At 56.6% G+C, this 20,443-nt stretch carries 26 protein-coding genes; 8 read left to right on the forward strand and 18 right to left on the reverse strand.

Annotated elements, in window-relative coordinates:
* Window positions 1–317, forward strand: a 317-nt coding sequence (locus QO231_RS21605) for a heavy-metal-associated domain-containing protein (protein WP_316781527.1), incomplete at its 5' end; no start/stop codon positions are given.
* 8 nt (window positions 318–325) lie between these two features.
* On the opposite strand, the gene QO231_RS21610 is transcribed toward QO231_RS21605, so the two are convergent.
* The 9 genes from QO231_RS21610 to QO231_RS21650 form a co-directional block, all read right to left on the reverse strand.
* Entirely contained in the window at window positions 326–1,045 is a 720-nt protein-coding gene (locus QO231_RS21610) for a DsbA family protein (protein ID WP_072629808.1), read from the reverse strand.
* Window positions 1,045–1,536 carry a c-type cytochrome gene (locus QO231_RS21615; RefSeq protein WP_425439448.1) on the reverse strand — a complete coding sequence of 164 codons (492 nt, stop codon included), beginning with the start codon at window positions 1,534–1,536 and terminating at the stop codon, window positions 1,045–1,047. The genes QO231_RS21610 and QO231_RS21615 overlap by 1 nt, the downstream gene beginning before the upstream one ends.
* Window positions 1,536–2,924, reverse strand: a complete 1,389-nt coding sequence (locus tag QO231_RS21620; protein WP_121027709.1) for a multicopper oxidase family protein — start codon at window positions 2,922–2,924, stop codon at window positions 1,536–1,538. Before QO231_RS21620 ends, QO231_RS21615 begins: the two co-directional genes overlap by 1 nt.
* A 16-nt stretch (window positions 2,925–2,940) precedes the next feature.
* Window positions 2,941–3,831, reverse strand: a complete 891-nt coding sequence (locus tag QO231_RS21625) for a c-type cytochrome (RefSeq protein ID WP_121027712.1) — start codon at window positions 3,829–3,831, stop codon at window positions 2,941–2,943.
* 4 nt (window positions 3,832–3,835) lie between these two features.
* Entirely contained in the window at window positions 3,836–4,426 is a 591-nt protein-coding gene (locus tag QO231_RS21630) for a c-type cytochrome (RefSeq protein ID WP_316781531.1), read from the reverse strand.
* Between the two features lie 170 nt (window positions 4,427–4,596).
* Window positions 4,597–5,163 carry a L,D-transpeptidase gene (locus QO231_RS21635; RefSeq protein WP_121027718.1) on the reverse strand — a complete coding sequence of 189 codons (567 nt, stop codon included), beginning with the start codon at window positions 5,161–5,163 and terminating at the stop codon, window positions 4,597–4,599.
* A gap of 134 nt (window positions 5,164–5,297) precedes the next feature.
* Entirely contained in the window at window positions 5,298–5,891 is a 594-nt protein-coding gene (locus QO231_RS21640; protein ID WP_072629813.1) for a L,D-transpeptidase, read from the reverse strand.
* Window positions 5,892–5,908: 17 nt separating this feature from the next.
* Window positions 5,909–7,351, reverse strand: coding sequence for an ATP-binding protein (locus tag QO231_RS21645; RefSeq protein WP_121027991.1), 1,443 nt, complete (start codon window positions 7,349–7,351; stop codon window positions 5,909–5,911).
* On the reverse strand, window positions 7,348–8,067 hold the full coding sequence (locus tag QO231_RS21650; RefSeq protein WP_121027721.1) for a response regulator: 720 nt from the start codon (window positions 8,065–8,067) through the stop codon (window positions 7,348–7,350). Before QO231_RS21650 ends, QO231_RS21645 begins: the two co-directional genes overlap by 4 nt.
* A gap of 126 nt (window positions 8,068–8,193) precedes the next feature.
* On the opposite strand from QO231_RS21650, the gene QO231_RS21655 reads away from it, so the two are divergent.
* The 3 genes from QO231_RS21655 to QO231_RS21665 all read left to right on the forward strand — a co-directional run bounded on the left by QO231_RS21655 (window position 8,194) and on the right by QO231_RS21665 (window position 9,709).
* Window positions 8,194–8,640 (forward strand): DUF411 domain-containing protein, encoded by a 447-nt coding sequence (locus QO231_RS21655; RefSeq protein ID WP_058314103.1) that lies wholly within the window; start codon window positions 8,194–8,196, stop codon window positions 8,638–8,640.
* An 85-nt stretch (window positions 8,641–8,725) separates the two neighbouring features.
* Window positions 8,726–9,280 (forward strand): hypothetical protein, encoded by a 555-nt coding sequence (locus QO231_RS21660; RefSeq protein WP_316781541.1) that lies wholly within the window; start codon window positions 8,726–8,728, stop codon window positions 9,278–9,280.
* Window positions 9,281–9,397: 117 nt separating this feature from the next.
* Complete coding sequence (locus QO231_RS21665) at window positions 9,398–9,709, forward strand: DUF2933 domain-containing protein (protein ID WP_058314104.1); 312 nt, start codon at window positions 9,398–9,400, stop codon at window positions 9,707–9,709.
* 276 nt (window positions 9,710–9,985) lie between these two features.
* Here the strand turns inward: QO231_RS21665 and merA are convergent, their stop codons facing one another.
* The 5 genes from merA to QO231_RS21690 form a co-directional block, all read right to left on the reverse strand.
* Window positions 9,986–11,416, reverse strand: a complete 1,431-nt coding sequence (merA, locus tag QO231_RS21670) for a mercury(II) reductase (protein ID WP_121027724.1) — start codon at window positions 11,414–11,416, stop codon at window positions 9,986–9,988.
* 135 nt (window positions 11,417–11,551) lie between these two features.
* The gene (gene merF, locus QO231_RS21675) at window positions 11,552–11,938 is read right to left on the reverse strand and encodes a mercury resistance system transport protein MerF (protein WP_121027727.1); all 387 of its coding nucleotides are present in this window, start codon (window positions 11,936–11,938) and stop codon (window positions 11,552–11,554) included.
* The gene (locus tag QO231_RS21680; RefSeq protein WP_316781546.1) at window positions 11,935–12,186 is read right to left on the reverse strand and encodes a hypothetical protein; all 252 of its coding nucleotides are present in this window, start codon (window positions 12,184–12,186) and stop codon (window positions 11,935–11,937) included. Before QO231_RS21680 ends, merF begins: the two co-directional genes overlap by 4 nt.
* Window positions 12,187–12,196: 10 nt before the next feature.
* A complete protein-coding gene (locus QO231_RS21685) occupies window positions 12,197–12,499 on the reverse strand; it encodes a heavy-metal-associated domain-containing protein (RefSeq protein ID WP_121027733.1) in 303 nt (100 codons plus the stop codon).
* A 15-nt stretch (window positions 12,500–12,514) separates the two neighbouring features.
* On the reverse strand, window positions 12,515–12,922 hold the full coding sequence (locus tag QO231_RS21690; RefSeq protein WP_235183693.1) for a mercuric transporter MerT family protein: 408 nt from the start codon (window positions 12,920–12,922) through the stop codon (window positions 12,515–12,517).
* Between the two features lie 115 nt (window positions 12,923–13,037).
* Here QO231_RS21690 and QO231_RS21695 point away from each other — a divergent pair, with 115 nt between their 5' ends.
* On the forward strand, window positions 13,038–13,412 hold the full coding sequence (locus QO231_RS21695; RefSeq protein ID WP_449421123.1) for a MerR family transcriptional regulator: 375 nt from the start codon (window positions 13,038–13,040) through the stop codon (window positions 13,410–13,412).
* Window positions 13,413–13,437: 25 nt separating this feature from the next.
* Here the strand turns inward: QO231_RS21695 and ccmI are convergent, their stop codons facing one another.
* The 4 genes from ccmI to QO231_RS21715 are packed head-to-tail and all read right to left on the reverse strand — an operon-like array spanning window position 13,438 to window position 17,628.
* Complete coding sequence (gene ccmI, locus QO231_RS21700; protein ID WP_121027735.1) at window positions 13,438–14,595, reverse strand: c-type cytochrome biogenesis protein CcmI; 1,158 nt, start codon at window positions 14,593–14,595, stop codon at window positions 13,438–13,440.
* Entirely contained in the window at window positions 14,595–15,062 is a 468-nt protein-coding gene (locus QO231_RS21705) for a cytochrome c-type biogenesis protein (RefSeq protein WP_121027738.1), read from the reverse strand. Before QO231_RS21705 ends, ccmI begins: the two co-directional genes overlap by 1 nt.
* Window positions 15,059–15,625, reverse strand: a complete 567-nt coding sequence (locus QO231_RS21710; RefSeq protein ID WP_121027741.1) for a DsbE family thiol:disulfide interchange protein — start codon at window positions 15,623–15,625, stop codon at window positions 15,059–15,061. The genes QO231_RS21705 and QO231_RS21710 overlap by 4 nt, the downstream gene beginning before the upstream one ends.
* A gap of 2 nt (window positions 15,626–15,627) precedes the next feature.
* A complete protein-coding gene (locus QO231_RS21715) occupies window positions 15,628–17,628 on the reverse strand; it encodes a heme lyase CcmF/NrfE family subunit (protein WP_316781556.1) in 2,001 nt (666 codons plus the stop codon).
* Window positions 17,629–17,836: 208 nt separating this feature from the next.
* On the opposite strand from QO231_RS21715, the gene QO231_RS21720 reads away from it, so the two are divergent.
* The 3 genes from QO231_RS21720 to QO231_RS21730 all read left to right on the forward strand — a co-directional run bounded on the left by QO231_RS21720 (window position 17,837) and on the right by QO231_RS21730 (window position 20,345).
* Window positions 17,837–18,388, forward strand: coding sequence for an EF-hand domain-containing protein (locus QO231_RS21720; protein ID WP_121027744.1), 552 nt, complete (start codon window positions 17,837–17,839; stop codon window positions 18,386–18,388).
* Between the two features lie 39 nt (window positions 18,389–18,427).
* Window positions 18,428–18,895, forward strand: a complete 468-nt coding sequence (locus QO231_RS21725) for a rhodanese-like domain-containing protein (protein ID WP_121027747.1) — start codon at window positions 18,428–18,430, stop codon at window positions 18,893–18,895.
* Window positions 18,896–18,956: 61 nt separating this feature from the next.
* Window positions 18,957–20,345, forward strand: a complete 1,389-nt coding sequence (locus tag QO231_RS21730; RefSeq protein WP_316781619.1) for a multicopper oxidase domain-containing protein — start codon at window positions 18,957–18,959, stop codon at window positions 20,343–20,345.
* Window positions 20,346–20,443 lie beyond the last annotated feature (98 nt).

Below are 20,443 nucleotides of genomic sequence, written 5' to 3' on the forward strand. Positions count from 1 at the left end.
CTAAAGCTTCCAGTTGCGGGAAGCTCAAGAGGGAAACTGAATTTTTTTGCGGTCAAAAGTGTCTTGACCTTCCCGCCAGTGGAATCAGCAACAGTCAGGTCGCGTTGCAAATGGAGACCCTCATGATTTTTTCCGTCCCGAAAATGACCTGTGAACACTGCACATCCGCCATCGAAAGCGGTATCAAGGCGAAAGACCCATCGGGCGTCATTGCGACCGATCTGGACCATTGCCTCGTCACTGTCCAAAGCACATTGGAACAAGCCGCCGTGCGGCAAGCCATCGTTGACGCAGGCTACGACGCTTCAGCCGCGTAGGCTTGTCCTTATTCGGCGGCCCGGGCCTGATCGACAAGTTCAATCATCTGGTCCGCCTGAATCAGACCCGGCGCAAGACTGTCGCCGATCACGAATGAAGGTGTGCCACTGAACCCCAGCGACTGCGCAAGCCGCATGGAAGTTTGAATGTGCTCTTCAATTTCCGGTGCGGTCATGTCGCGACGCAGCTGTGCAACATCGAGGCCGATGTCTTCCGCAACGCGAATAATCGTGGCTTCCTCAGCGCGTTGCTTTAACTGCATCATCGCCCAGTGGAATTCTTCATACTTGCCCTGATTGCGCGAAGCCAATGCCGCGCGGGCGGCAAACACCGAACCCTCCCCCAAAATCGGCCACTCTCGATACACGACCCTGACGTTGGGATCGGCGGCAAGCAGTGCCTCCATTTCAGGTTTGACCCTACGGCAATATGGGCAGTTGTAATCGAAGAATTCCACAACCGTGACATCGCCCTCCGGATTGCCCAGAACAGGTGCGTTTGGATCATTTTCAAGCGTGGCTTTTTCAGTATCGAGAACCTCCGCTGCGGCTTGCGCCTGCAAAGCTTGTTGCTGCTCTTCGAACAATTGGGCGGCCTCGAATACAATGCCCGGATTTTCGCGGATGGCTTCCAGCACAAGTTCCTTGATCCGGTTTTCGTCAAGGCCGTCTGCCATCGCAGCTATGGGAAGCATCACAAGTGCAGCGGTGGCTAAAAATCTCTTCATTACCCGTCTCCTTTTGACGCTATGTCCTGTGCCGTTCGATCGGCCTGCGCGGCGCGTTCACGCTCCGGCCAGATTGATTTGATGTATGCGAGGATGTTCCAGATGTCCTCGTCGCTCAGTTGTTCGCCGAAACCCGGCATGCCGCTGTTGAATTCAATGCCTTGCGCGGCGAGCGTCGCCTGGCCCCCTTGCTTGGTGTAGGTAAAAAGCATGCTGTCAGGATGATGCCATGTATGTCCGGTCGCGTCGTGCGGAGGAGCTGGCAGGCTTCCATCTTCGCGCGGCGTGCGCCAGTCTTCCTCGCCCTCTAGGTTTGCACCATGGCACGCGGCGCAGTTTTCCGCGTAAAGGATCTCACCTGCGGCTATGTCGACCGGGCCGGCGCTCGCGGAGTTTGACGAAAGGGGCGCGTCGCCGATTTCAGTCCAAAGGAAGGCCGCAACCGCCGCGACACCCGCAAGTCCAAGCCCGAGATATGCAGATCGGGTCATCATCCAACAACGATCTTGGTCATCATGCCCGAGGCCGCATGTGACAACATATGGCAATGCAGCAGCCACTGGCCAGGATTGTCCGCCACGAACGCGACTTCACGCGTCTCTCCGCGTTCAAGGAGCGTGGTATCACGTAGTGGTCCGAGCGTGCCATCCTCTGCCACTTCATGAAAGTGCATACCATGCAGGTGCATGGCATGTGGGAAAACCGTATCGTTCACCATCTTCAAACGCACATTCTGCCCTCGGTCCAATCGCGCGAAAGGTTCGCCGTCGATACCGTCAACCTTCCCGTTGAACGACCAGAAATACCCGGCTTGAACAAGCTCGCCCATCGGCTTGATTTCCCCACCAAGAGACGCGGAACTCAAACGGCCCATCGCGCCCCCTTCCATACTCAGACTGAGCGTTGTGGCGTCCTGCAGATCAACCATTGCGTGGTCATTCGGAGGCAGGGCCGCGGGCGCATCCCTGCGGTTTACGGTGCCACCTTCCTCGACCTCGAAAGCGACCTGGCTAAAAGTCTCTTCGCGACCAACCTGAACGATATGGGCCGTTTCTCCGACGTTTGCCGCTACATCGACGATCAGGTCAATACGTTGGGCCGGTGCAAGGGTCATGGTGTCAGTTACCTTCAACGGTGCAGTCAACGGCATCCCATCAAGGGCGACCAACCACCCGTCGAGTCCATCCAAGCCCAACTGGAAATTGCGCGCGTTGGAGGCATTGACGAGCCGCAGACGCAGGCGTTCATTCCTGCGCGCAGACAAAGCGAGATTAAAAGTCCCGTTGGTCGTAATCAGGTTTCCGAGCCTTCCCGCGTGGCTGAGATCACGAGGCGCACCAAAGTCATTCTGGATCTGGGCGGTTTCGGGATTGATGCGCCAATCATCAAGTATCAAAACCTCCTCCCGATCAATATCGAGGGCCTCCGCTTCTTCAACGATCAGGGCGCCATAGAGTCCCCTGGCCACCTGTTCCAACGAACGGTTATGCGCGTGATACCAGTAGGTGCCAGCGTCCGGGACAAAAAAGTCATAGTCGAAGGCATCCCCTGGCTGGACGGCATCCTGCGTCAGGCCCGAAACGCCATCCATGGCGTTGTCGATCCGGATTCCGTGCCAGTGCGTTGAAGTTCCTTGGGAAAACCGATTGACCAATCTGCGCTGCACCCGACCACCTTGGGCGACACGGATTTCCGGGCCCGGTGAACTCCCGTCAAAGCACCAAAGCGAAGTTTTGCCATAGTCACCAGGCAGCAACTGCACGTCGCTCTCTTGTGCAATCAGGTTGGTTGGCGGTGAATTGGCGAAACCAGCAGAGGCTGACATCCCGGCAAATGCGCTGGATGTGGCGAGAAACTGGCGTCGATTGAGCGTGATCATCTGTTGATTTCCAGTGCTATATATCGTTGTCCATAAGGTAGGTGGCCATCGCGGTCAGGTCTGCATCGCTTAGGAAGCTCGTTCCATAGCGTACAACTTCGGCCATTGATCCTCCAAAGACATCACCCGAAGGCGTGATGCCAGATCGCAATGCATAAGCCAGATCGTCTACTGTCCAACCTTCTGACAAAAGATCGCCGGAACGGATCGATGGGGCCTTGCCGCCTCCAGGCAGGGCATCGTTGCCCGAAAACCGTTCAGCCACAATGCGTGCACCTACAACGTTCCGCGTCGTATGACAGGCAGAGCAATGTGCGGCACCGTTAACCAGCAGCTTGCCCCGGTTCCAGACGTCGCTTTTGTCGGCTTCGGGTGCCGTAAAGGGTTCCGTCAAAAACGCCGCTCTCCAAAGCTTCATCCCCCATCGTTGATCGAACGGAAAAGGGACGTCGTGGGCCGGCGCTGGCACGTTCACGGCTGGCACGGTCTGGAATGCGGCCCACAGGTCAGCAATGTCCTGATCCGTGAAATTTGCATAAAACGGATACGTGAAGGTCGGATAATAGGGATCGCCGTCAGGAGAGATACCCTGCCTCACTGCTTTTGCGAAGTCTGCCACGGTCCAGTTTCCCATTCCATGTTCCGCGTCGGTTGTAAGATTTGGCGGGTAAAAGGTGCCAAAGTCTGTCTTGAGAGGGGCACCCCCGGCCAGCGGGGCACCTCCGGATTCAAAGTGTGTGTGGCACGCGATACAACCGCTGGCCCGTGCCAAATACGATCCCCGTTCAACATCCCCGGCCAGACTTATCTCTGTCTCGGATGCTCCGATCGGCCAGGCTATCGTTGCCGCGACAACTCCGATCCCACCGACGCACCCCGCGCCAATAATCCAATGCCACCAGCGCATTTGCTTACTCGTCTTCTTTGCGGAATTTCTGATGACAGGCCGAACATGTCTGAGCAACCATTGTGAACGCCGCGTCTGCGGGCATGTTGGCAAACATCTCGCCCGTCATGACCTGGTTCGATCCCATCATACCTCCACCCATCATGGAGGCAGCGCCACCGCCCATCATCCCGCCGGTTGTGCCGCCCATCATTGATCCACTGTCGTTGCTTTGTGCTGTGGCCAGCCCATTACCTGCGCTTAACTTCAATCCTTCTGCGGCTGTTTTCAGGTCTTCCGCGAGGGCCGCGAACTGTTCGCTGTCTTCCCACACTGACGGCAACGCTTTGGACACGCCCCCACCCGACCCCTCGGGAAACAGCCGTGCCATCTGTTCACCCGAATGCCCGACCATTGCGTCTGCCTCACGACGTACCAGATCGGCATCGTATGGAACTTGACCCCGCATCATCGGGGTGAGTGTCTTGATGGATTCTCCCATCGCAGACATGCCTTGCATGCGCTCGAGGACAACACCCGTTGCCCCAGTATGCGCCCAAGCCGCGACGCCGATCGTCGCAATGACCGTGGATGTGATCCAAACCTTTATTCGCATTTCCAGCACTCCATTAGTTGATCCCGTTTGCACGCTGCAGTTCCCGCACATATTCAACAGCCATTTTCACGCCGCTGTTTATGAAGCTTTCGACCGGCTGCAACTGCTGCCAGATCACAGGCGCCCCCCGACAACCAGGACCGCCGCGATGAAAATGCCGGATCTCGCCATCAGATTAGCTTGACTTGAGTGCCAACTGGCGTCCGGTCATACACTTCGATGATTTGTTCGTTAAACAGACCAATGCAGCCGTTTGATGAGCGCCGCCCGATCTTGCGTGTATCGTTTGTCCCGTGGATTCTGTAATACTGCCATGTCAAATGCATGGCCCGGATGCCCAAAGGGTTTTCCGGTCCGGGGGGCACATAGGATGGCAGAGTGGGGTCTCTTTCAAGCATGGACGGTGTTGGCGCCCAGTCCGGCTCTGGATCCTTGAAGATGATTTCGGTGTATCCGCGCCGCGTTAGCTCGTCTGTCATCGGCACGGACGTTGGATAGATACGCATTTCGCCGTCTGCGGTCCAATGTTGCAGAACACGTGAAACCGTATCCGAAATAATGATGCCATTTCCGAGCCGATCAAAGTGATCCTGCCAAGCATGCGTTCGGAACGAAGACATGTTGCGCCGAACCGGAGCTTGTTCTTGCGCGCCTAGAATAGAAGGCGCTGCGAATGCTGCCGCCCCTACCCCGGTAGAGAATGCGCGACGTGTCAAAACTGTTTGTTTGCGGGTCATGGGACCAACCTCGATTAGGGTACCTGCTTCCTTGTTAGATTACCCAATCGCATGGTTTCCCTGAATAGCTGGGCGGTTGGTTTTTTGTAACTATATGTATCGCTATCAAGGCTCTGTGAGCGTTTTTGCTATTCTCACGTGGCGAAAGGTTTGAGCACAACACGCGTCTGGATCGGGACTTGCTCGTATAACTCGACAATTTGGTTGTTCGTAAGCCTCGCGCAACCGTTCGAGACGCGTCGACCGATCGTCTTCGGGTCCGTGGTTCCGTGAATCCTTAGGTATGTGTCTCCTCGACCCGGTTGAAAGAGGTACAACGCTCTTGCACCCAGTGGATTTTTTAGTCCCCCAGGAACACCGCCGGCAAAACGAAGATATCGGCCCGGCTCTCTGCTTATCATTGCAGGTGTCGGCGTCCAGCGCGGCCACTTTTGCTTGCGCGCGACATAGAACTCGCCGGATTCATAGAGGCCTTCCCTGCCAATTCCGACCGTGTACCTGACCGCCCGATGGTTCGGCAAAGTCCAAAACAACGCGAACTGGTTCGGATCGACATGTATTTCTCCCGGCTTCCCTGCCTCGGAATACTCAACTTCGCGCGGCAAATGCTCAGGAGGCACGACAGATGGTCCGATGCGGCGATCATGCTCTGCGTCACTATGAGCAAATGCTGTTTTTCCGCACACGGAAAGAGCAATAACAGACGTCAGAAAATGTCTTCGTTTCATATACGTACCTTGGGAAATTATTGTGTTTTGAGGTTAGTAATAGCATGCGCTATACGTGGCGAAAGAGACTCTTGTCGCGAGGTGCCGGCACCCGGCCTGATTGGCAGCGTGATTTCTGCGCGGAGCCCCGCATCAACGCGATTTTTCAACAAAATGGAACCGCCGTGCTCAAGGACGATACTTCGCGCAATTGACAGCCCCAAACCATGACCGCCCGTTTCTTGTGATCGCGACGTCTCAAGTCGGACATAAGGCCCGAAGACGGCCTCTAGTTGATTTTCGGGGATGCCGGGCCCATTGTCGTCAACGGCGATCACTACCTCATCGCCCGACCTTTCCCAAGATACTCTGGCCTCGTTCCCATAGCGGATCGCGTTCTCAATCAGGTTTCTCATGGCGCGCCGCATCGCACTTGGCTTCACAGATGCGATCAGGGGCCCTTCGCTGTTCATTTGAACCTTGTCCAACCCCATACCGGTAATCAGATCATGAAGATCAATGGATTGGACGTCTTCATGCTGGCCCACACCCTTCGCGAAATCCAGAGTTGCATCGACCATTTGTTGCATCTCTTCGCTCGATGTTACTAAGGATGCGCGTGTATCCTCATCATCTACCATCTCTGCCCGCACGCGAAGGGCGGTCAGAGGGGACCGGAGATCGTGCGCAAGCGCCGCAAGCATCTGGGTTCGGTCACTGACAAAACGCGTCAGGCGATCCTGCATAGTATTGAACGCATGGGTCAGGTCTTGCACTTCCTTCGGTCCCACAACCGGCAAGTCCCCCTCTCCGGCACCACGCCCCAAGCGTTCGGATGCGTTTGCCAGGTTGTTGAGTGGGCCGGTCAATCTGGAGAGAAGAAACCAGAAACTGGCAACCAAGAGAAGGCCCGCAGTCACAGCAAATGATATGTTGGAGGCGAGGGATGATTGCAGCGGCGGCCTTTCAAATCGCGTACCGACGTTGAGCCAACTTCCACCTGCCAATGCAATAGAAAGCTCCATTTCAATGGCAGCAAGCCTGCCTTGCATCATTTCAGCATGCATATCTGCCATTTCCGGTGACAGATTTGGAAGTGGCAGCAGGCCTCCTTCAATTTCATGAACCTCAACCCGAATATCACGGCTGTAACTCTCTCCCAGCAATGCCCGGATCCGTGCCTCAACCGCCCCGCCTTCATCATGATCTCCATGGGGGACCGTTGGAGCATTTGCCAGATCGAAACGCACAAGCGGTGAGGTCGCAGCGCGAATGATCTGCGCGTGCAGTTCCGGGGGAGCCCCTTCAATCAACTGAGCGACGTTTGCCGCGCGCGCCGCTGCTTCGGCGCCGATCGCAGCCTGTACGGCAAGCGATCTTTCATCAACAAAGAACCACAGGCTTAGGGCCTGTGCGAGGGACAGTACGCCGAGGACCAGAAGCGCAATCTGCGCGCGCAACGTCCGTGGTAACATCTTCATGCGCATATCTCGACATCGCAAGACAGGCTGTATCCACCATTACGCACAGTCGCGATGACCCTGGGCCGCAATACATCCTGCTCGATTTTCCTGCGCAATCGGCTCACCTGATTGTCTATTGTTCGATCCAGAGGCCCCGCTATGCGTCCTGTGCTGAGTTCAAGAAGGTGGTCTCTGTCGAGGACGGCCCTCGGCCTTTTGAGGAACAGCGTTAGCAATTTCAGTTCCCCGGACGTGAGTTGCGTGCGGGACCCAGTTTGGTCAATCAGAGTGCGACCGTCGACATCTAGCTCAAGATGTGCAAATTTGACTGTCTTCCCGGCAAAGTCGTCGATCTGCGGGATTTGCTGCGTTCGTCGCAGAATTGCATTAATCCGCGCCAACAGTTCTTTGGGGTTGAAGGGCTTCGCAAGGTAGTCGTCCGCCCCGCCGTCCAGGCCAGCTATGCGGTTGTCATCGTCTCCCAATGCGGTCAGCATCAGGATCGGTGTATGTCCTTCCCTGCGCAGCCGCCGACACGCGGACAACCCGTCTTCCCCCGGCATCATGACATCCAACACGATGAGATCGAAATTGGCTTCTGCGAGCTTACTGTCCATCTGTTCGGCATTCTCTGCCGCAGATGCACGTAGTCCGTTCCGTTCCAGATAACTTGTTACGGATTTTCTGATCTCTGAATGGTCGTCGACGACCAGTATACGTGGTTGCTCTTTCATATTGTCTTTATAGACATTCCGGCTCAGGAACGCCCATCCCGTGATTGTAGCCAAATGTAACAACGTCTACCGGTCGACTCCCGAACGCATGTCAAGTATCAGAACCAAGAGAAAAAGGAGTTCGAAATGGACAGACGCCAATTTGTCTTGACGGTCGCCAGTGCGATTGCAGCAGGTCCCGCATTGTCACAGACTGCTACCCCGATGTTGCAGGTAACCAAAACACCGACCTGCGGCTGCTGCGGTGCGTGGGTTGATGAGATGATCTCTGCCGGGTTCAAAGCATCAGTTGAAGACGTCGACTATGACACCCTTCAAGTGTTGAAGCAGAAATACGGCATCGCGCCAGAGCTCGCCGGATGTCACACGACTTCTGTGAGTGGCTACTTCGTTGAGGGCCACGTGCCTGCCTCCGACATCGCGCGGTTGCTGCAGGAAAAGCCTGCGGCGCGCGGCGTGACAGCGCCGGGCATGCCTATGGGGTCGCCCGGTATGGGCACCAGGGGCGATCCGTATGATGTGATGCTTGTGCTTATGGACGGATCGACCCGGGTTTTCGCGACACACGGCTGACGTGCTTTCTCCCGATACGTTCCGACAAAGCTATTCTCCCGCGCTGCCATTTGGTAGGTTTTGTTGGAACGTATCCCTTCTGAGCATGGCAAGCATCCTGCCGTTTCTGTTTGTCTACGTCGTCAGCACGCCCAATTTTGCGGCGATGCTCGTGACGAATTCCACAGCGCTCGGGCGGTTTCTGCGTCAGGTGATGACAAACGGGCTGCCGGTTGTATTTATTGTCAACTATATCGGGTTTGTCTTCGCACATAACACGTTGAATAATCCCGACCGCTCGGAGATCGGGTATATTGTTCTGGATGGCCTCCTTCGAAGCGCCACTTTCATCGCGATTCACATTCTCGTTTATGTACTGTCGGCTGACTTGTTTGGCCCCTTCAGCGGCAATCGCGCAACCGCAGTAAGCGTGGTTGGACCAACGCTTGAGCGGTCGTTCATTTTTCACAACATCTCTGGCGTGTATCTCTACGCCGTTGTGCCCGGCGCATTCATCGCGCTTCTGGCCGTTCTGACAAAACGTTCAGGCGAGACGTCTGATACAAGCAAATCCAAAACGAGGAATATAGCTCTGCTCTTCAGCCTGGTCTCGATCCCCGGTGTGACAGTCTTGTCTTACGCGCTGAATTCGGCAACCTGACTGATTTACCCGGACAACTATTCGTAGACCGTCATCTGATCAAGTGTATCGAAATGTACCCTTGACCTTACCTCACTGGAATGTCGCACAGACGTCCGAGAATGTCTGGAGAGCTACATGTCTGACACTCAAAGCCAAAAACCCACCTGGTCATCGAAACTGATGCACTATGGCATGGTGGTCTGTTGTGCCGTCATGCTGTTGCCGATCGCGGCCTTCTTTGTCGCTGGGGGTACAATTGCCGGTCTGTGGACCAACGTCGGGCTTTTTGCGCCGATCGCACTCTGCCTCGGGGCACACGTTGTGATGCACAAATTGATTGGAAAGTCGTGCCACGGGTCAAAAGATGAGCAGGCGCAAGAGGATACATTGGATGCAGAATTCCGCGATGGACAGGTTCCTGCTCGGGACATTGCACGCTCGCGCTAAGCGTCGTCTGGCCCTCAGTTCCACCATCGTCGGTCTGCTTGTCCTGGGCGGATGCTCGACGTCAGGCGGGATTTGTCCGTTAGAGCCTCCGTCGGTTACACGGGCCGCTGCCGACAATGTGCGTCTACCCGATGGTTGCCGACTGGTGGGCCTGTCTGGAAAGGGCGTTCAAAAAGTATCCTGCGACGATGGAAGGAGCGGGTTTGCTTTCAATTAAGGCATCTTGCAACACGCTGTAGTGGTTGCCAGAGCCTCCAGTATTTTTTTGCCGATCTGTCATCCCGCGCAGCAGCTCAGCTTCGCCACGTCCATATCAAAGGTTTGAGCCGCCAGCTTCAGCCCTTCCACGGTCGTCAGATACGGGAAGATCGTCTCGCCGAGCGCCTTTGTTGTCATGCCGAACTTCAGCGCCATGACGAGGGTCTGGATCGTATCGGACCCCCCGGGCGCGATGATCTGGCCACCAAGCAGCCGGTCGGTCTTTCTGTCCGCCACCAGCTTGATCAATCCGCGCGTGTCGCGTGCGGCCAGCGCGCGCGGCACCTGATCGAGCGGCACAATGGATGTCTTGACGTCGAAGCCCGCGTCCCGAGCCTGGGTTTCACTGGGACCGACGCCCGCGACCTGCGGGTCGGAAAACACGACCCAGGGCATCGCGGCGTTGTCGTAACGATGGTCCTCACCAAGCACTGCGTTTTTGGCTGCGAGCTTTGCACCATAGGCCGCCATATAGACGAACTGGTCACGGTTGGTCACATCGCCCGCAGCATAGATGCCGTGCACCGATGTCTGCATGTCCTCGCCGACGACGATGGACCCACGCGCGTCGGTTTCCACGCCGATTGCGTCCAGGCCCATATCTTCGGTATTGGCCCGCCTGCCAGCGGTCGAAACGAGGTGATCCGCCGTCACTTCGACAGGCTTACCGTTCTGGATCACGCGCAGTGTCACGCCCGCGTCGTCGCGGCGCACAGTGTCGTAGCTTAACCCGGTCAGAAGGGTGATGCCTTCGGCCTCGAACGCCGCCGCCAATGCCTCCGAGACCTCTGGTTCCGCGCCGGGCAGCAGGTGCGACCGGGCGACAAGCGTGACCTTCACGCCCATCCGGCTCATCATCTGGGCCAGTTCCGTGCCAATGTAGCCCGCGCCGATGAAGATCAGGCTTTTCGGCAGCACCTCGAGTTCCAGAAGGCTGGTGCTGTCGAGCGTGCCGATTTTCTCGATCCCGTCGATGGTCGGCAGGACGGGACGCCCGCCCGTGGCGATGATGGTCCTCGGTGCTTTCAGGGTTCGCTCACCGACTGTCACGCCACCTTCGATCAGCCGCGCGGGACCGGCGTCGATGTAATCAACACCCTCATATTCCGGCAGAAGGTCCGCGTATTTCTTCTGGCGCAGGGTCGCGACCAGATCGTCTTTGGACTGAACGAGCGTCTGCCAATCATCCACTTGTGCCCGTCCCGACAGGCCGGGGAACCGCTTGGCAGCCCCCGCACCGTGCACGGCCTCTGCCGCACGGATCATCGCCTTGGAGGGCACGCATCCCACGTTGACGCAAGTTCCGCCGATGGTGCCATATCCCACGAGGGCGACACGCTTCCCGGCATCCGCGCCTGTAATTGCGGCGGAGAACCCCGCCGACCCCGCCCCGAGGACGATCAGGTCATAGCCGCCTTGGCCGTCGCCGACTTTGATTAAGTCTTTCATCTCAGCGTACCTCACCTAGTTCGTGATTTCTCGATTTAGCCGCGAGAAGATAGATGACCGCACCGAGGGCGATCAGCGGTGTCAGCATGCCAAGAAGGCCGAAGAACATACCAGTGGCGGTGCAACATCCCATCATCATGAGGGTGATCCTTTCCTTTGCGCGCGGTTCAGGAGAACCGCGTAGAGTGCTGTGGCGGCGAAAACGACGATTGTGATCCGTATCGCGAACCTGAACTCAAAGAGAATGATCAGGATCGACAGGGCTGCCGCGAGGCCGGTGGCCCAAAGTTTCGGGGCAGGACCCGGTTTGCCAGCGCGAAGCCAAAGGGCCTGTGCCACCACTGCGAGGCTTAAAAAAAGCAGCGGGAACAGCGCGTAATCGAGCCAACCCGTGAGGGCCGACAATCCGACGCCAGCGACGATGACGACCAAAAGCGGCGTAAAGCAGCAGAGCGCGGCGAAGAGCGCACCGCCAAGCCCCCATTTCAGCAGACGGTCGGAATTTTCAGGTGTGCCAGTCAAGGAGCCGTCTTTCTCTGTGATGGGTCGGGGCCGGAGGCGCGTTTCATTTGCAAATGACGCAGTGCGCGTACGATCAGGTAAGTCAGACCCGCTAAAACCAGCACGGCAATCCCGCTCATTCCTGAAAGCCAGGCACCAATCCCGCCGAACAACGCCGCAAACACGGCAGTCCCGCCGCCGCAGCAGACGACCACGACCGGAGCCGCTACCGCGAAGGCCAGTAGACCACCCATAAAATTGTCACGCATTGCAGACGGCTTAGGAGGCTGTGTCGGGCAGCACCTGCGCCGGATAGCCATTGGCTGTCACCGCGCCGACGATGCTTTCGATGGAAGTCTCGGCGTCATCGTAGGTCACGCTGTAAACACCCTGCCCGTATTCGGGGCCGTCCTCGAATGCGGCGATCTCGACCGACGGAACACCACGCATCGAGCTGGCGACGATGAATGAACAGGACGGGCATGTCAGTTCGCTGACGGCGATCTCGACCTGGCGCTCTTCAGCGAGGGCCGGAGTCGAGAGGGCGGCGATGGTCAGGGCGGATAGTAGAAGATGCTTCATGGTCTTGGTCCTCGTTCAGAATTTCAGGATGAAGGGGGTGATGTAGGGAAAGATCATGGCAACAGCGACAATCGCGGAAGCGGCCCAGAGGGTTGCGCGCATGATGCGGCGGTCGATGGGGCGGGCGCAGGTGCCATCGGCACAGGCCTCGGCATCTACAGGCTTGTAAGCCTTGTAGAAGCCGTATCCCAAAAACGCGGCGCTCAGCGCGAAGGTGTACCATTTGTAGGCATAGAGCGCTCCGAGCTGCGCGATGAACACGCCTGTCACGCCAAAGCTGACCAGCACCAATGGAAGGATGCAGCAAGAAGTCATCGCCAGCGCACCGAGGACGCCGAGGCCGGTCACGCCCCATCCCTTGGTGGTTTCGTCGCCAATTTTCTGCGACCGAGATTGCGGAAGTTCCGCCAAATTTTGTTCCATCGAATCTTCCTTGAACAGATGTTTCCACCGTTCTAAGGTCTGTAGTTGATACAGGCTCAAGGGGGTTTTTTTTGAAATGAGTAACACAAGCGTGAGATCAATTCGGCGGGGTGATTTGGCACGAGCGACGGGCTGCAACCTGGAAACCATTCGCTATTATGAGAAAATCGGCATCATGCCGGACCCGCCGCGCAGTACGAAGGGCTATCGAAGCTACGATGATACCCATGTCCGACGATTGAAGTTCGTCATGCGGTCCCGAGATCTCGGTTTCTCGCTAGAAGAGGTTCGCGGGTTGCTGGGCTTGGTTGATAATCGGATCCAGACCTGCGCCGAAGTCCAAGCCATGGCCGAAGTACATCTCGGAGAAGTGCGCGCAAAAATAGCCGATCTGACACGGATAGAACGCGTCCTATCGGAAACCGTCGCGCGCTGCACGGGCGATGCGGCACCCGACTGTGCCATCATTGATGCGCTTTTCGATGCATGAGCACGAAAACAGGTCTGGAAAGATGCTATTGGCGCATCCTGGCCAGTGCCTCTTTTAGAGTTTGCCGCCGCGGATCGTTTTGCGGAGCTTCTGATAACAGTATTTCAGCACGTTCAAGTGCGACGATTGCCTGTTCTCTATCGCCCAAGACGGAGTAAGCGTTGCCAAGCCGCATCCACCCGTCAAGGTCGTCCGGCTCGTCTTGGAGACGCGCAGCCAGCCGTTCAACCATCGACATGATGAACGCCTGCCTCTCTTCCACTGTCAGATCTTGCGCGTTTTCAATATCTTCTTGAGTAGGCCCAGGCGCATTGACCATCGGGGCAAAATTAGCCAGCGAGATCGGGGCTCTGCCGATCTCGGTGCCAATTCGGTTTGCTTCAGCAACAAAGCTTTCCATCCAGGGATAGAAACTGTCCGCGTTGTTCAGTCGTCTTACCAGCAAGTCATGTGCCTGCGCGATGTCGCCCTTCTGTCTCAATGCGACTGCCTTGTAGAAGACCGCCGCGGGATTGGACGGGTCCAGTTCCATCGCATGCTCGATTGCGGTCACCGCAGCCGGTGTCACAACACCTTGCTCTGCCGAGATAAGGGCCTCTGCAAGCATGGAGAAAACGGCCGAAGTGGCTTCTGGTCGTTTGGCGACAATCCCGAAGGCCTCGGCAGCATCTGCGAACCGACCCATTCTGGAATAGGTTTGTCCCAGAAGCATCCAGCCTTCTGACGGTCCTCCGGAGGGATCAGTCGTGAGCCGATCATAAAGCTGATTTGTCAAATCTGCGACTTTCGCCGTCTCTTGACGTTCAGCTGTCCGCTCGGAAAATGCAATGCCGGGTATCTCCGGTGATCCCATGACCGCGTAGTAACCGAATGCGAAGGCCGGAACGAACATAGCACTCAGAACAATGGCAAAGCGACCACCCGATGTCAGTTCCTTGGTCGCCTGAGCAGTCTTGCGCGACTGCATGAGAATCCGTCTCTTGATCTCCTGTTCTGCCGCGGTGGCCTCTGCGCCAGAAATGACACCGCGCTCCAGGTCCCGTTTGACCTCATCCAATTGGTCCAAGAGAACGGCGGGGGTTGTATCCGCCATGACCGACGTCATTTCTGACCGGCGTCGGAGCGGTAGTCCCACAAAGAGCAGTCCAATTGTGGACAGTGCGGCAAAAACCAACCAGATCATCAATTGTCCTTTGGAGTGTTAATGTCGATGAAACGCGCAATCTCGGCTTCCTCAACTTCGGAAAAATCCGCCACGACGCCTTTGCGCCGGCTTCTCAAAATGATCGCCCAGCCCGCCAGGAGAGAAACGACAGCCAAAACAAAGGGCGCCAACCAAAGGGCCAGGGTGGAGGCATTGAAAGGCGGGCGCATCAGAACGTAGTCGCCATAGCGCGCATGAATAAACGCGATGACCTCTTCATCGCTGTCGCCAGCGACCAACCTTTCACGCACCAAAATCCGCAAATCCCGCGCAACGCCAGCATTGGAGCTGTCGATATCCTGATTTTGACAGACGACGCAGCGCAGTTCCTTTGAAATCACCCGCGCGCGCTCTTCAAGCACCAGATCCTGCAACATCTCGTCCGGCTCGACCGCAAAGGCCATCACCGGAAGAAGCAAAAAAAGCGCGATGATCACATGCCTCATCCGTTCTGCCCCCTCGGCAATGCGCCTGCCTGTTCGAGCGCCTCTCTGAACCTAGCAATGGCTTCATCACCAACAACAGGCCCCACGTATCTGAACAACACAGTTCCGTCGGGTCCGACAATGAACGTCTCGGGTACGCCCGACAGGCCCCATTCAATGCCAGCCCTTCCACTCAAGTCTGAGCCAATCCTTTCATAGGGATTGCCAAGCTCCGCCAGCCATTTTGTCGCATCTTCCGGCTTGTCCTTGTAGTTGATACCGAACAGCCTCAGCCCATCTTTTTCGACCATTTGGGTCAGTATGCCATGCTCCGCCCGGCAGGGTACGCACCACGAAGCAAACACATTCACGATGACCGGTCCGGCGTTATCCACGAGATCGGCGCGGGACAAGCCGGGCGTCTCCAGCCCCTCAATGGCAGCCAGATCGAACTGGGGCGCAGGCTGGGAGATCAAAACAGATGGAATGTTGTTTGGATCCCGATCGGGGTTAAGCCCCCATAGGAAGAACCCGCCAAATACCGCCGCGATCGCGAGCGGGATGAATGCCAGTATACGTCCCATCGTTACTCTGCCGGAACCCGAGCGGTCACAGCTGCTTTGCGACGAGGTGCACCGACGCGCAGCCGACGATCCGACAGCGAAAGACCGCCGCCTAGAACAAGCATCGCAGACCCGATCCAGATGAAATTGACCAAAGGTTCATACAGAATTCGAAGAGTCCATGCGCCTTGTGTACTGGCGTCCTCCGAGGCCGGGTTCGCGATGGACGTATAGAGATCTCCTGCCAGTGTGGAGCGTATCGCGCTCTCGGTCGTGGTGCTTTGAGCAACCGGGTAAGTCCGCCGCTCCGGGAAGAGATCGGTCAAGTATTTTCCATCCCTCGAAACGGTCAATTCACCGCGATCCGCAAAGTAATTGGGCCCACGCACCCGTTCGACTCCGTTGAACCTCACATCAAACCCGCCGATACTGATGTCAGCGCCGGGCTGGACAAACATAATTTCCTCGGATTTCCAAACTGTTGAGCCAATGAATCCGAACATGGCAACAGCAAGACCTGCGTGAGCCAACGTCATGCCATGCGCAGATCTGGGCAGATTTGAAGCCCGGCGCCAGGATGTTGAAACCGGGCCCTCAAACAGCTTGATCCGCATCGTCCATTCCCGCACCGTCGCCATGAACAGCCAAAAGGCGAGCATCAGAGACAGATAGCCCAACACCGGGCCACCTTCCGCCAAATACCAGACCGCAAGCGTCCCCAGAACGGCAAGAAGGGCGACAAAGCGCAGACGTTGCAGGACGCCCGGCAAATCCGCGCGCTTCCACGACAAGAAGGGTCCACACCCCATTGCAAAGACAAGCGGCAACATGACCGGAATGAACGCAGCATTGAAAAATGGCGGGCCTACCGACAGCTTTTCGCCGCCTGTCATTGCTTCGTAGAACAGAGGGTACAATGTACCAAAAAGGACGACGCCAGTGGCCGTTGTCAGAATCAGATTGTTTACCAACAGGCCCGCTTCACGGCTGATCGGTTTGAACAGCCCACCCGGCTCCATCATCGGCGCGCGCCATGCAAATAGCGCGAGCGAGCCACCGATTGACACCGCCAGCAGTCCCAGAATGTAGAGGCCTCTTTCGGGATCAACCGCAAATGCATGCACAGAGGTCAGCAGCCCCGACCTGACGACAAACGTTCCCAAGAGGGACAGGGAAAAGGTCAGGATCGCGAGGAGAATTGTCCAGCTTTTGAAGGCGTCTCTTTTTTCTGTCACGATTGCGGAATGCAGCAGTGCCGTGCCCATCAGCCAGGGCATGAAACTGACGTTTTCGACAGGATCCCAGAACCACCAGCCGCCCCAGCCAAGCTCGTAATAGGCCCACCAAGACCCCAAGGCGATGCCCGCGGTCAGGCTCATCCAGGCGGCCAGTGTCCACGGACGCACCCACCGCGCCCAGGCGGCATCCACCCGTCCTTCGATAAGGGCTGCAACGGCAAAAGAGAAAACAATCGAAAACCCGACATATCCAAAATAAAGGAGCGGTGGATGCATCGCGAGGCCAACATCCTGCAGCAGCGGGTTAAGGTCGTGGCCGTCGCTGGGTGGCGGGAAGACGCGATCAAAAGGGTTGGACGTAAACAGCATGAAGGTCAGAAAGCCGACACTGATCCATGCCTGTACCGACAGCGTTCGCGCCTTCAGTGCTTGCGGAATATTGGATCCAAACAAAGCAACAGCAGCCCCGAAAACCGTCAAAATGAGTGTCCAGAGCAAAAGCGAGCCTTCATGGCTGCCCCATGTGCCCGCCACCTTATATAACATCGGTTTGAGTGAATTCGAATTCTCAACAACATTCTTGACCGTAAAGTCGCTGGTGATGAATGCCTGCATGAGCGCAAGGAATGCAACGGTGACGAAGAGCACCTGTCCAAACGCGGACCATCGGGCCGATTGCATCCAAAGAATATTCCGACGTTTGGCACCGAGGATTGGCAATACACTTTGAACAAGAGCCAGAGCCAAGGCCAAGGCCAGCGCGAAATGACCAACTTCAGGTGTCATCTGATCATCCACCCCTTCGATGAACTCACCGCTTTGTGCGGTTCGTACCATTCCTACCAAGTCGGCCTGCAAACTGTCAGGGGTTGCTTTGTCACCGTTTGTAACAAAGAGCCCTGTGACATATCATTACAAAACACCCCCTCCCCCGGTCTTTATCTGATCCGACATAATAACGATGTTTCGAGAGTAAGTTGGAAAGGAAAGACCGATGGCAAATAGAAGCATTTTTGCACTTTGCGTGCTGACTACCTTTGGCATATCGCAAGCTGCGTTTGCGGAGTCGCATGTCGGCGGCGAAACTCAGCCTGATACGGGCGCAATGTCCAACATGACAATGGGCGATGGTGCCGCGCAAACTGGTATGATGAGTGGGGACATGATGTCCATGATGCAGAACATGATGAAGATGCACGCATCCAGGATGGGTGGCCGCGGCGGTATGATGGGTATGATGGATCGTGATATGATGGCCATGATGATGCCCAGCGGTGATCCTCAGAACATGCGCGCGCACATGGGCGTGAAGTTGCGAGAATTTGATGCCGACGCCAACGGTGCGCTGACCCTCGAGGAATTCGAGACCTTGCACATGAATGTCGTTCGCGACCGCATGGTTGACCGATTCCAGCATCTGGACGCGGATGCCGATGGTCAGATCACTCAGCAAGAAATGGACGCCGCCGGTACACGGATGGGCGACATGCAAACAACGTCGGATGCGTCCGGATCTGCCGATCACCATGGTAGCGACAATGAATAAGCAAAGCGTCAGGCCTGCCTATTCCAAAGGAGGCCTCCGATGCCATCCGATCTGACACGTCGCACGGTCGGATTAGCCTTGATCGCTGCAGCCGTCTCACCAACTTTAGCCGTCGCACAGACAGCCAAGATTTGGTCATCTGACTCCGCGTATAATGCGCTGCGGCAAGATCGCGTCCGGATGATCGACGTCCGTTCGCGGCCGGAATGGGCCGACACCGGGATTGCTGAAGGAGCCTGGCCGATCAGCATGCACGAAGATCGGTTCCCCGAGCGGCTTTTTTCAGCCCGTGCAATGGCCAAAGGCCGGCCTGTCGCCCTCATTTGTGCAACTGGTGGTCGGTCAGGAAGTGTGATGCGGAGTCTCCAGCAAGCTGGGTATAGTGACTTTGTTGATGTATCCGAAGGAATGCTCGGATCTGCCGCCGGGCAAGGTTGGATTGCAGCCGGCCATCCGGTTGTCAGCATGGAAGCTGCCCTGGCGGCCCTTCCGGAAGGCTTGGCCTGACGTGCGCCTCTTGAACCGCCGTGAAGCTATTGGATATGCCGCAGGTTTCGGAGCCGCCGCTGTGCTGCCATCTGCTGCGCTATCCGGCACAGGGCGGAAGCTTGAATACCCAGAGCTTCTGGATGCAACAACATCGCGACGATTTCAGCTGAAAGCTCAATCTGGCGCGACCCGATTTCGCGGCAGTTCCGCGACCGAAACCATCGGTTACAACCAAGGCTATCTTGGACCAACGATCCGGCTTTTGACCGATGCAGATACTTTGGCCGAGGTGCAAAACACTCTGGACGAACCCGTCTCGTCGCATTGGCATGGGTTGCTTGTTCCAGGCCCCTTCGATGGTGGGCCGCATCAGGCCATCGCGCCCGGACGATCATGGGACCCGGTACTCAACCTTGATCAGCCTCCAGCAACAGCATGGTATCATAGCCATGTGCACGGTTCGACAGCCCGACAGGTCATGTTCGGACTGGCAGGTGTTCTGCATGTTACCGATGGGGAAGACGATGAACGTGGTCTGCCGTCCACCTATGCGGTTGATGACTTGACCCTCGTACTGCAGGACCGTCAATTTAATTGGCGCGGTCGCATGACATACGATGTCGGCATGCATCAATCGATGAATGGTTTTCGAGGTGACACAATGCTCGTGAACGGGCAGGCAGGAGCCTCAGCGGCAGTTCCCAAGGGGGTCGTGCGGTGCCGTCTTGTCAACGGTTCGAATGCGCGGATTTACCGACTGTCCTTGGCCGACGATCGGCCACTTCACCTCGTGGCGACGGATGGCGGATTCCTGGATCGACCGGTTGCACTCACTCGTATGGTGCTTGCGCCAGGAGAAAGGGTCGAAGTTCTCATTGATTTCACGGATGGCAGGGACAGCGTCCTGGTGTCCGACGATATTGCAAACTCCGCCATGGGTGGAATGATGGGAAGTGGTTCTGGCGGTCGTTTTACGGTGCTGCACTTCGCCGTCGATACAACCCTCCCCGTCCGTATCGACACCCTGCCCGATGCCATGGATGGCCCGTTGCCTGACCTTTCTTCCAACGATATCCCCGTTCGGCGTCTAACTCTAGACATGTCGATGGGAATGGGCATGATGATGTCCCGCTCCGGCAATCAGTTTTCAATCAATGGCGCGCCCTATGATCAAAACGCCCTCAATTTCTCTACCAAGCTCAAAAGCACCGAGCGCTGGATTGTCCGCGGCGACATGATGATGCACCCGTTCCATATTCATGGGGTGCGCTTTCAAGTCTTGTCCGACAACGGACGCCAGCCGCGGGCAGAGAACAGGGGCTGGAAAGACACCGTTCTCGTGGCTGGCGAGGTTGAACTGGCGATAACGTTCGAAAAACCGGCGCCATCGTCGGCACCGTATATGTATCATTGTCACATTCTTGAACATGAAGACGGCGGCATGATGGGACAATTCAGTGTCTCATGATGAAGAATGTGCTTGACCCTCTACTCGCTGGAACCATGACAGTTGTGCTTGGCCTTTATTGAGGGATCAAAATGGATAATGGATCGAACATCGGGCGT

The organism is Sedimentitalea todarodis (assembly GCF_032595355.1).
Taxonomy (GTDB): domain Bacteria; phylum Pseudomonadota; class Alphaproteobacteria; order Rhodobacterales; family Rhodobacteraceae; genus Sedimentitalea; species Sedimentitalea todarodis.

Bases quoted from the DNA above. Each gene is read 5' to 3' on its own strand.
- QO231_RS21610 (WP_072629808.1), bottom strand. From the start codon at position 1,045: ATGAAGAGATTTTTAGCCACCGCTGCACTTGTGATGCTTCCCATAGCT.
- QO231_RS21615 (WP_425439448.1), bottom strand. From the start codon at position 1,536: ATGACCCGATCTGCATATCTCGGGCTTGGACTTGCGGGTGTCGCGGCG.
- QO231_RS21620 (WP_121027709.1), bottom strand. From the start codon at position 2,924: ATGATCACGCTCAATCGACGCCAGTTTCTCGCCACATCCAGCGCATTT.
- QO231_RS21625 (WP_121027712.1), bottom strand. From the start codon at position 3,831: ATGCGCTGGTGGCATTGGATTATTGGCGCGGGGTGCGTCGGTGGGATC.
- QO231_RS21630 (WP_316781531.1), bottom strand. From the start codon at position 4,426: ATGCGAATAAAGGTTTGGATCACATCCACGGTCATTGCGACGATCGGC.
- QO231_RS21635 (WP_121027718.1), bottom strand. From the start codon at position 5,163: ATGACCCGCAAACAAACAGTTTTGACACGTCGCGCATTCTCTACCGGG.
- QO231_RS21640 (WP_072629813.1), bottom strand. From the start codon at position 5,891: ATGAAACGAAGACATTTTCTGACGTCTGTTATTGCTCTTTCCGTGTGC.
- QO231_RS21645 (WP_121027991.1), bottom strand. From the start codon at position 7,351: ATGAAGATGTTACCACGGACGTTGCGCGCGCAGATTGCGCTTCTGGTC.
- QO231_RS21650 (WP_121027721.1), bottom strand. From the start codon at position 8,067: ATGAAAGAGCAACCACGTATACTGGTCGTCGACGACCATTCAGAGATC.
- QO231_RS21655 (WP_058314103.1), top strand. From the start codon at position 8,194: ATGGACAGACGCCAATTTGTCTTGACGGTCGCCAGTGCGATTGCAGCA.
- QO231_RS21660 (WP_316781541.1), top strand. From the start codon at position 8,726: ATGGCAAGCATCCTGCCGTTTCTGTTTGTCTACGTCGTCAGCACGCCC.
- QO231_RS21665 (WP_058314104.1), top strand. From the start codon at position 9,398: ATGTCTGACACTCAAAGCCAAAAACCCACCTGGTCATCGAAACTGATG.
- merA (WP_121027724.1), bottom strand. From the start codon at position 11,416: ATGAAAGACTTAATCAAAGTCGGCGACGGCCAAGGCGGCTATGACCTG.
- QO231_RS21680 (WP_316781546.1), bottom strand. From the start codon at position 12,186: ATGCGTGACAATTTTATGGGTGGTCTACTGGCCTTCGCGGTAGCGGCT.
- QO231_RS21685 (WP_121027733.1), bottom strand. From the start codon at position 12,499: ATGAAGCATCTTCTACTATCCGCCCTGACCATCGCCGCCCTCTCGACT.
- QO231_RS21690 (WP_235183693.1), bottom strand. From the start codon at position 12,922: ATGGAACAAAATTTGGCGGAACTTCCGCAATCTCGGTCGCAGAAAATT.
- ccmI (WP_121027735.1), bottom strand. From the start codon at position 14,595: ATGATCTGGTTGGTTTTTGCCGCACTGTCCACAATTGGACTGCTCTTT.
- QO231_RS21705 (WP_121027738.1), bottom strand. From the start codon at position 15,062: ATGAGGCATGTGATCATCGCGCTTTTTTTGCTTCTTCCGGTGATGGCC.
- QO231_RS21710 (WP_121027741.1), bottom strand. From the start codon at position 15,625: ATGGGACGTATACTGGCATTCATCCCGCTCGCGATCGCGGCGGTATTT.
- QO231_RS21715 (WP_316781556.1), bottom strand. From the start codon at position 17,628: ATGACACCTGAAGTTGGTCATTTCGCGCTGGCCTTGGCCTTGGCTCTG.
- QO231_RS21720 (WP_121027744.1), top strand. From the start codon at position 17,837: ATGGCAAATAGAAGCATTTTTGCACTTTGCGTGCTGACTACCTTTGGC.
- QO231_RS21725 (WP_121027747.1), top strand. From the start codon at position 18,428: ATGCCATCCGATCTGACACGTCGCACGGTCGGATTAGCCTTGATCGCT.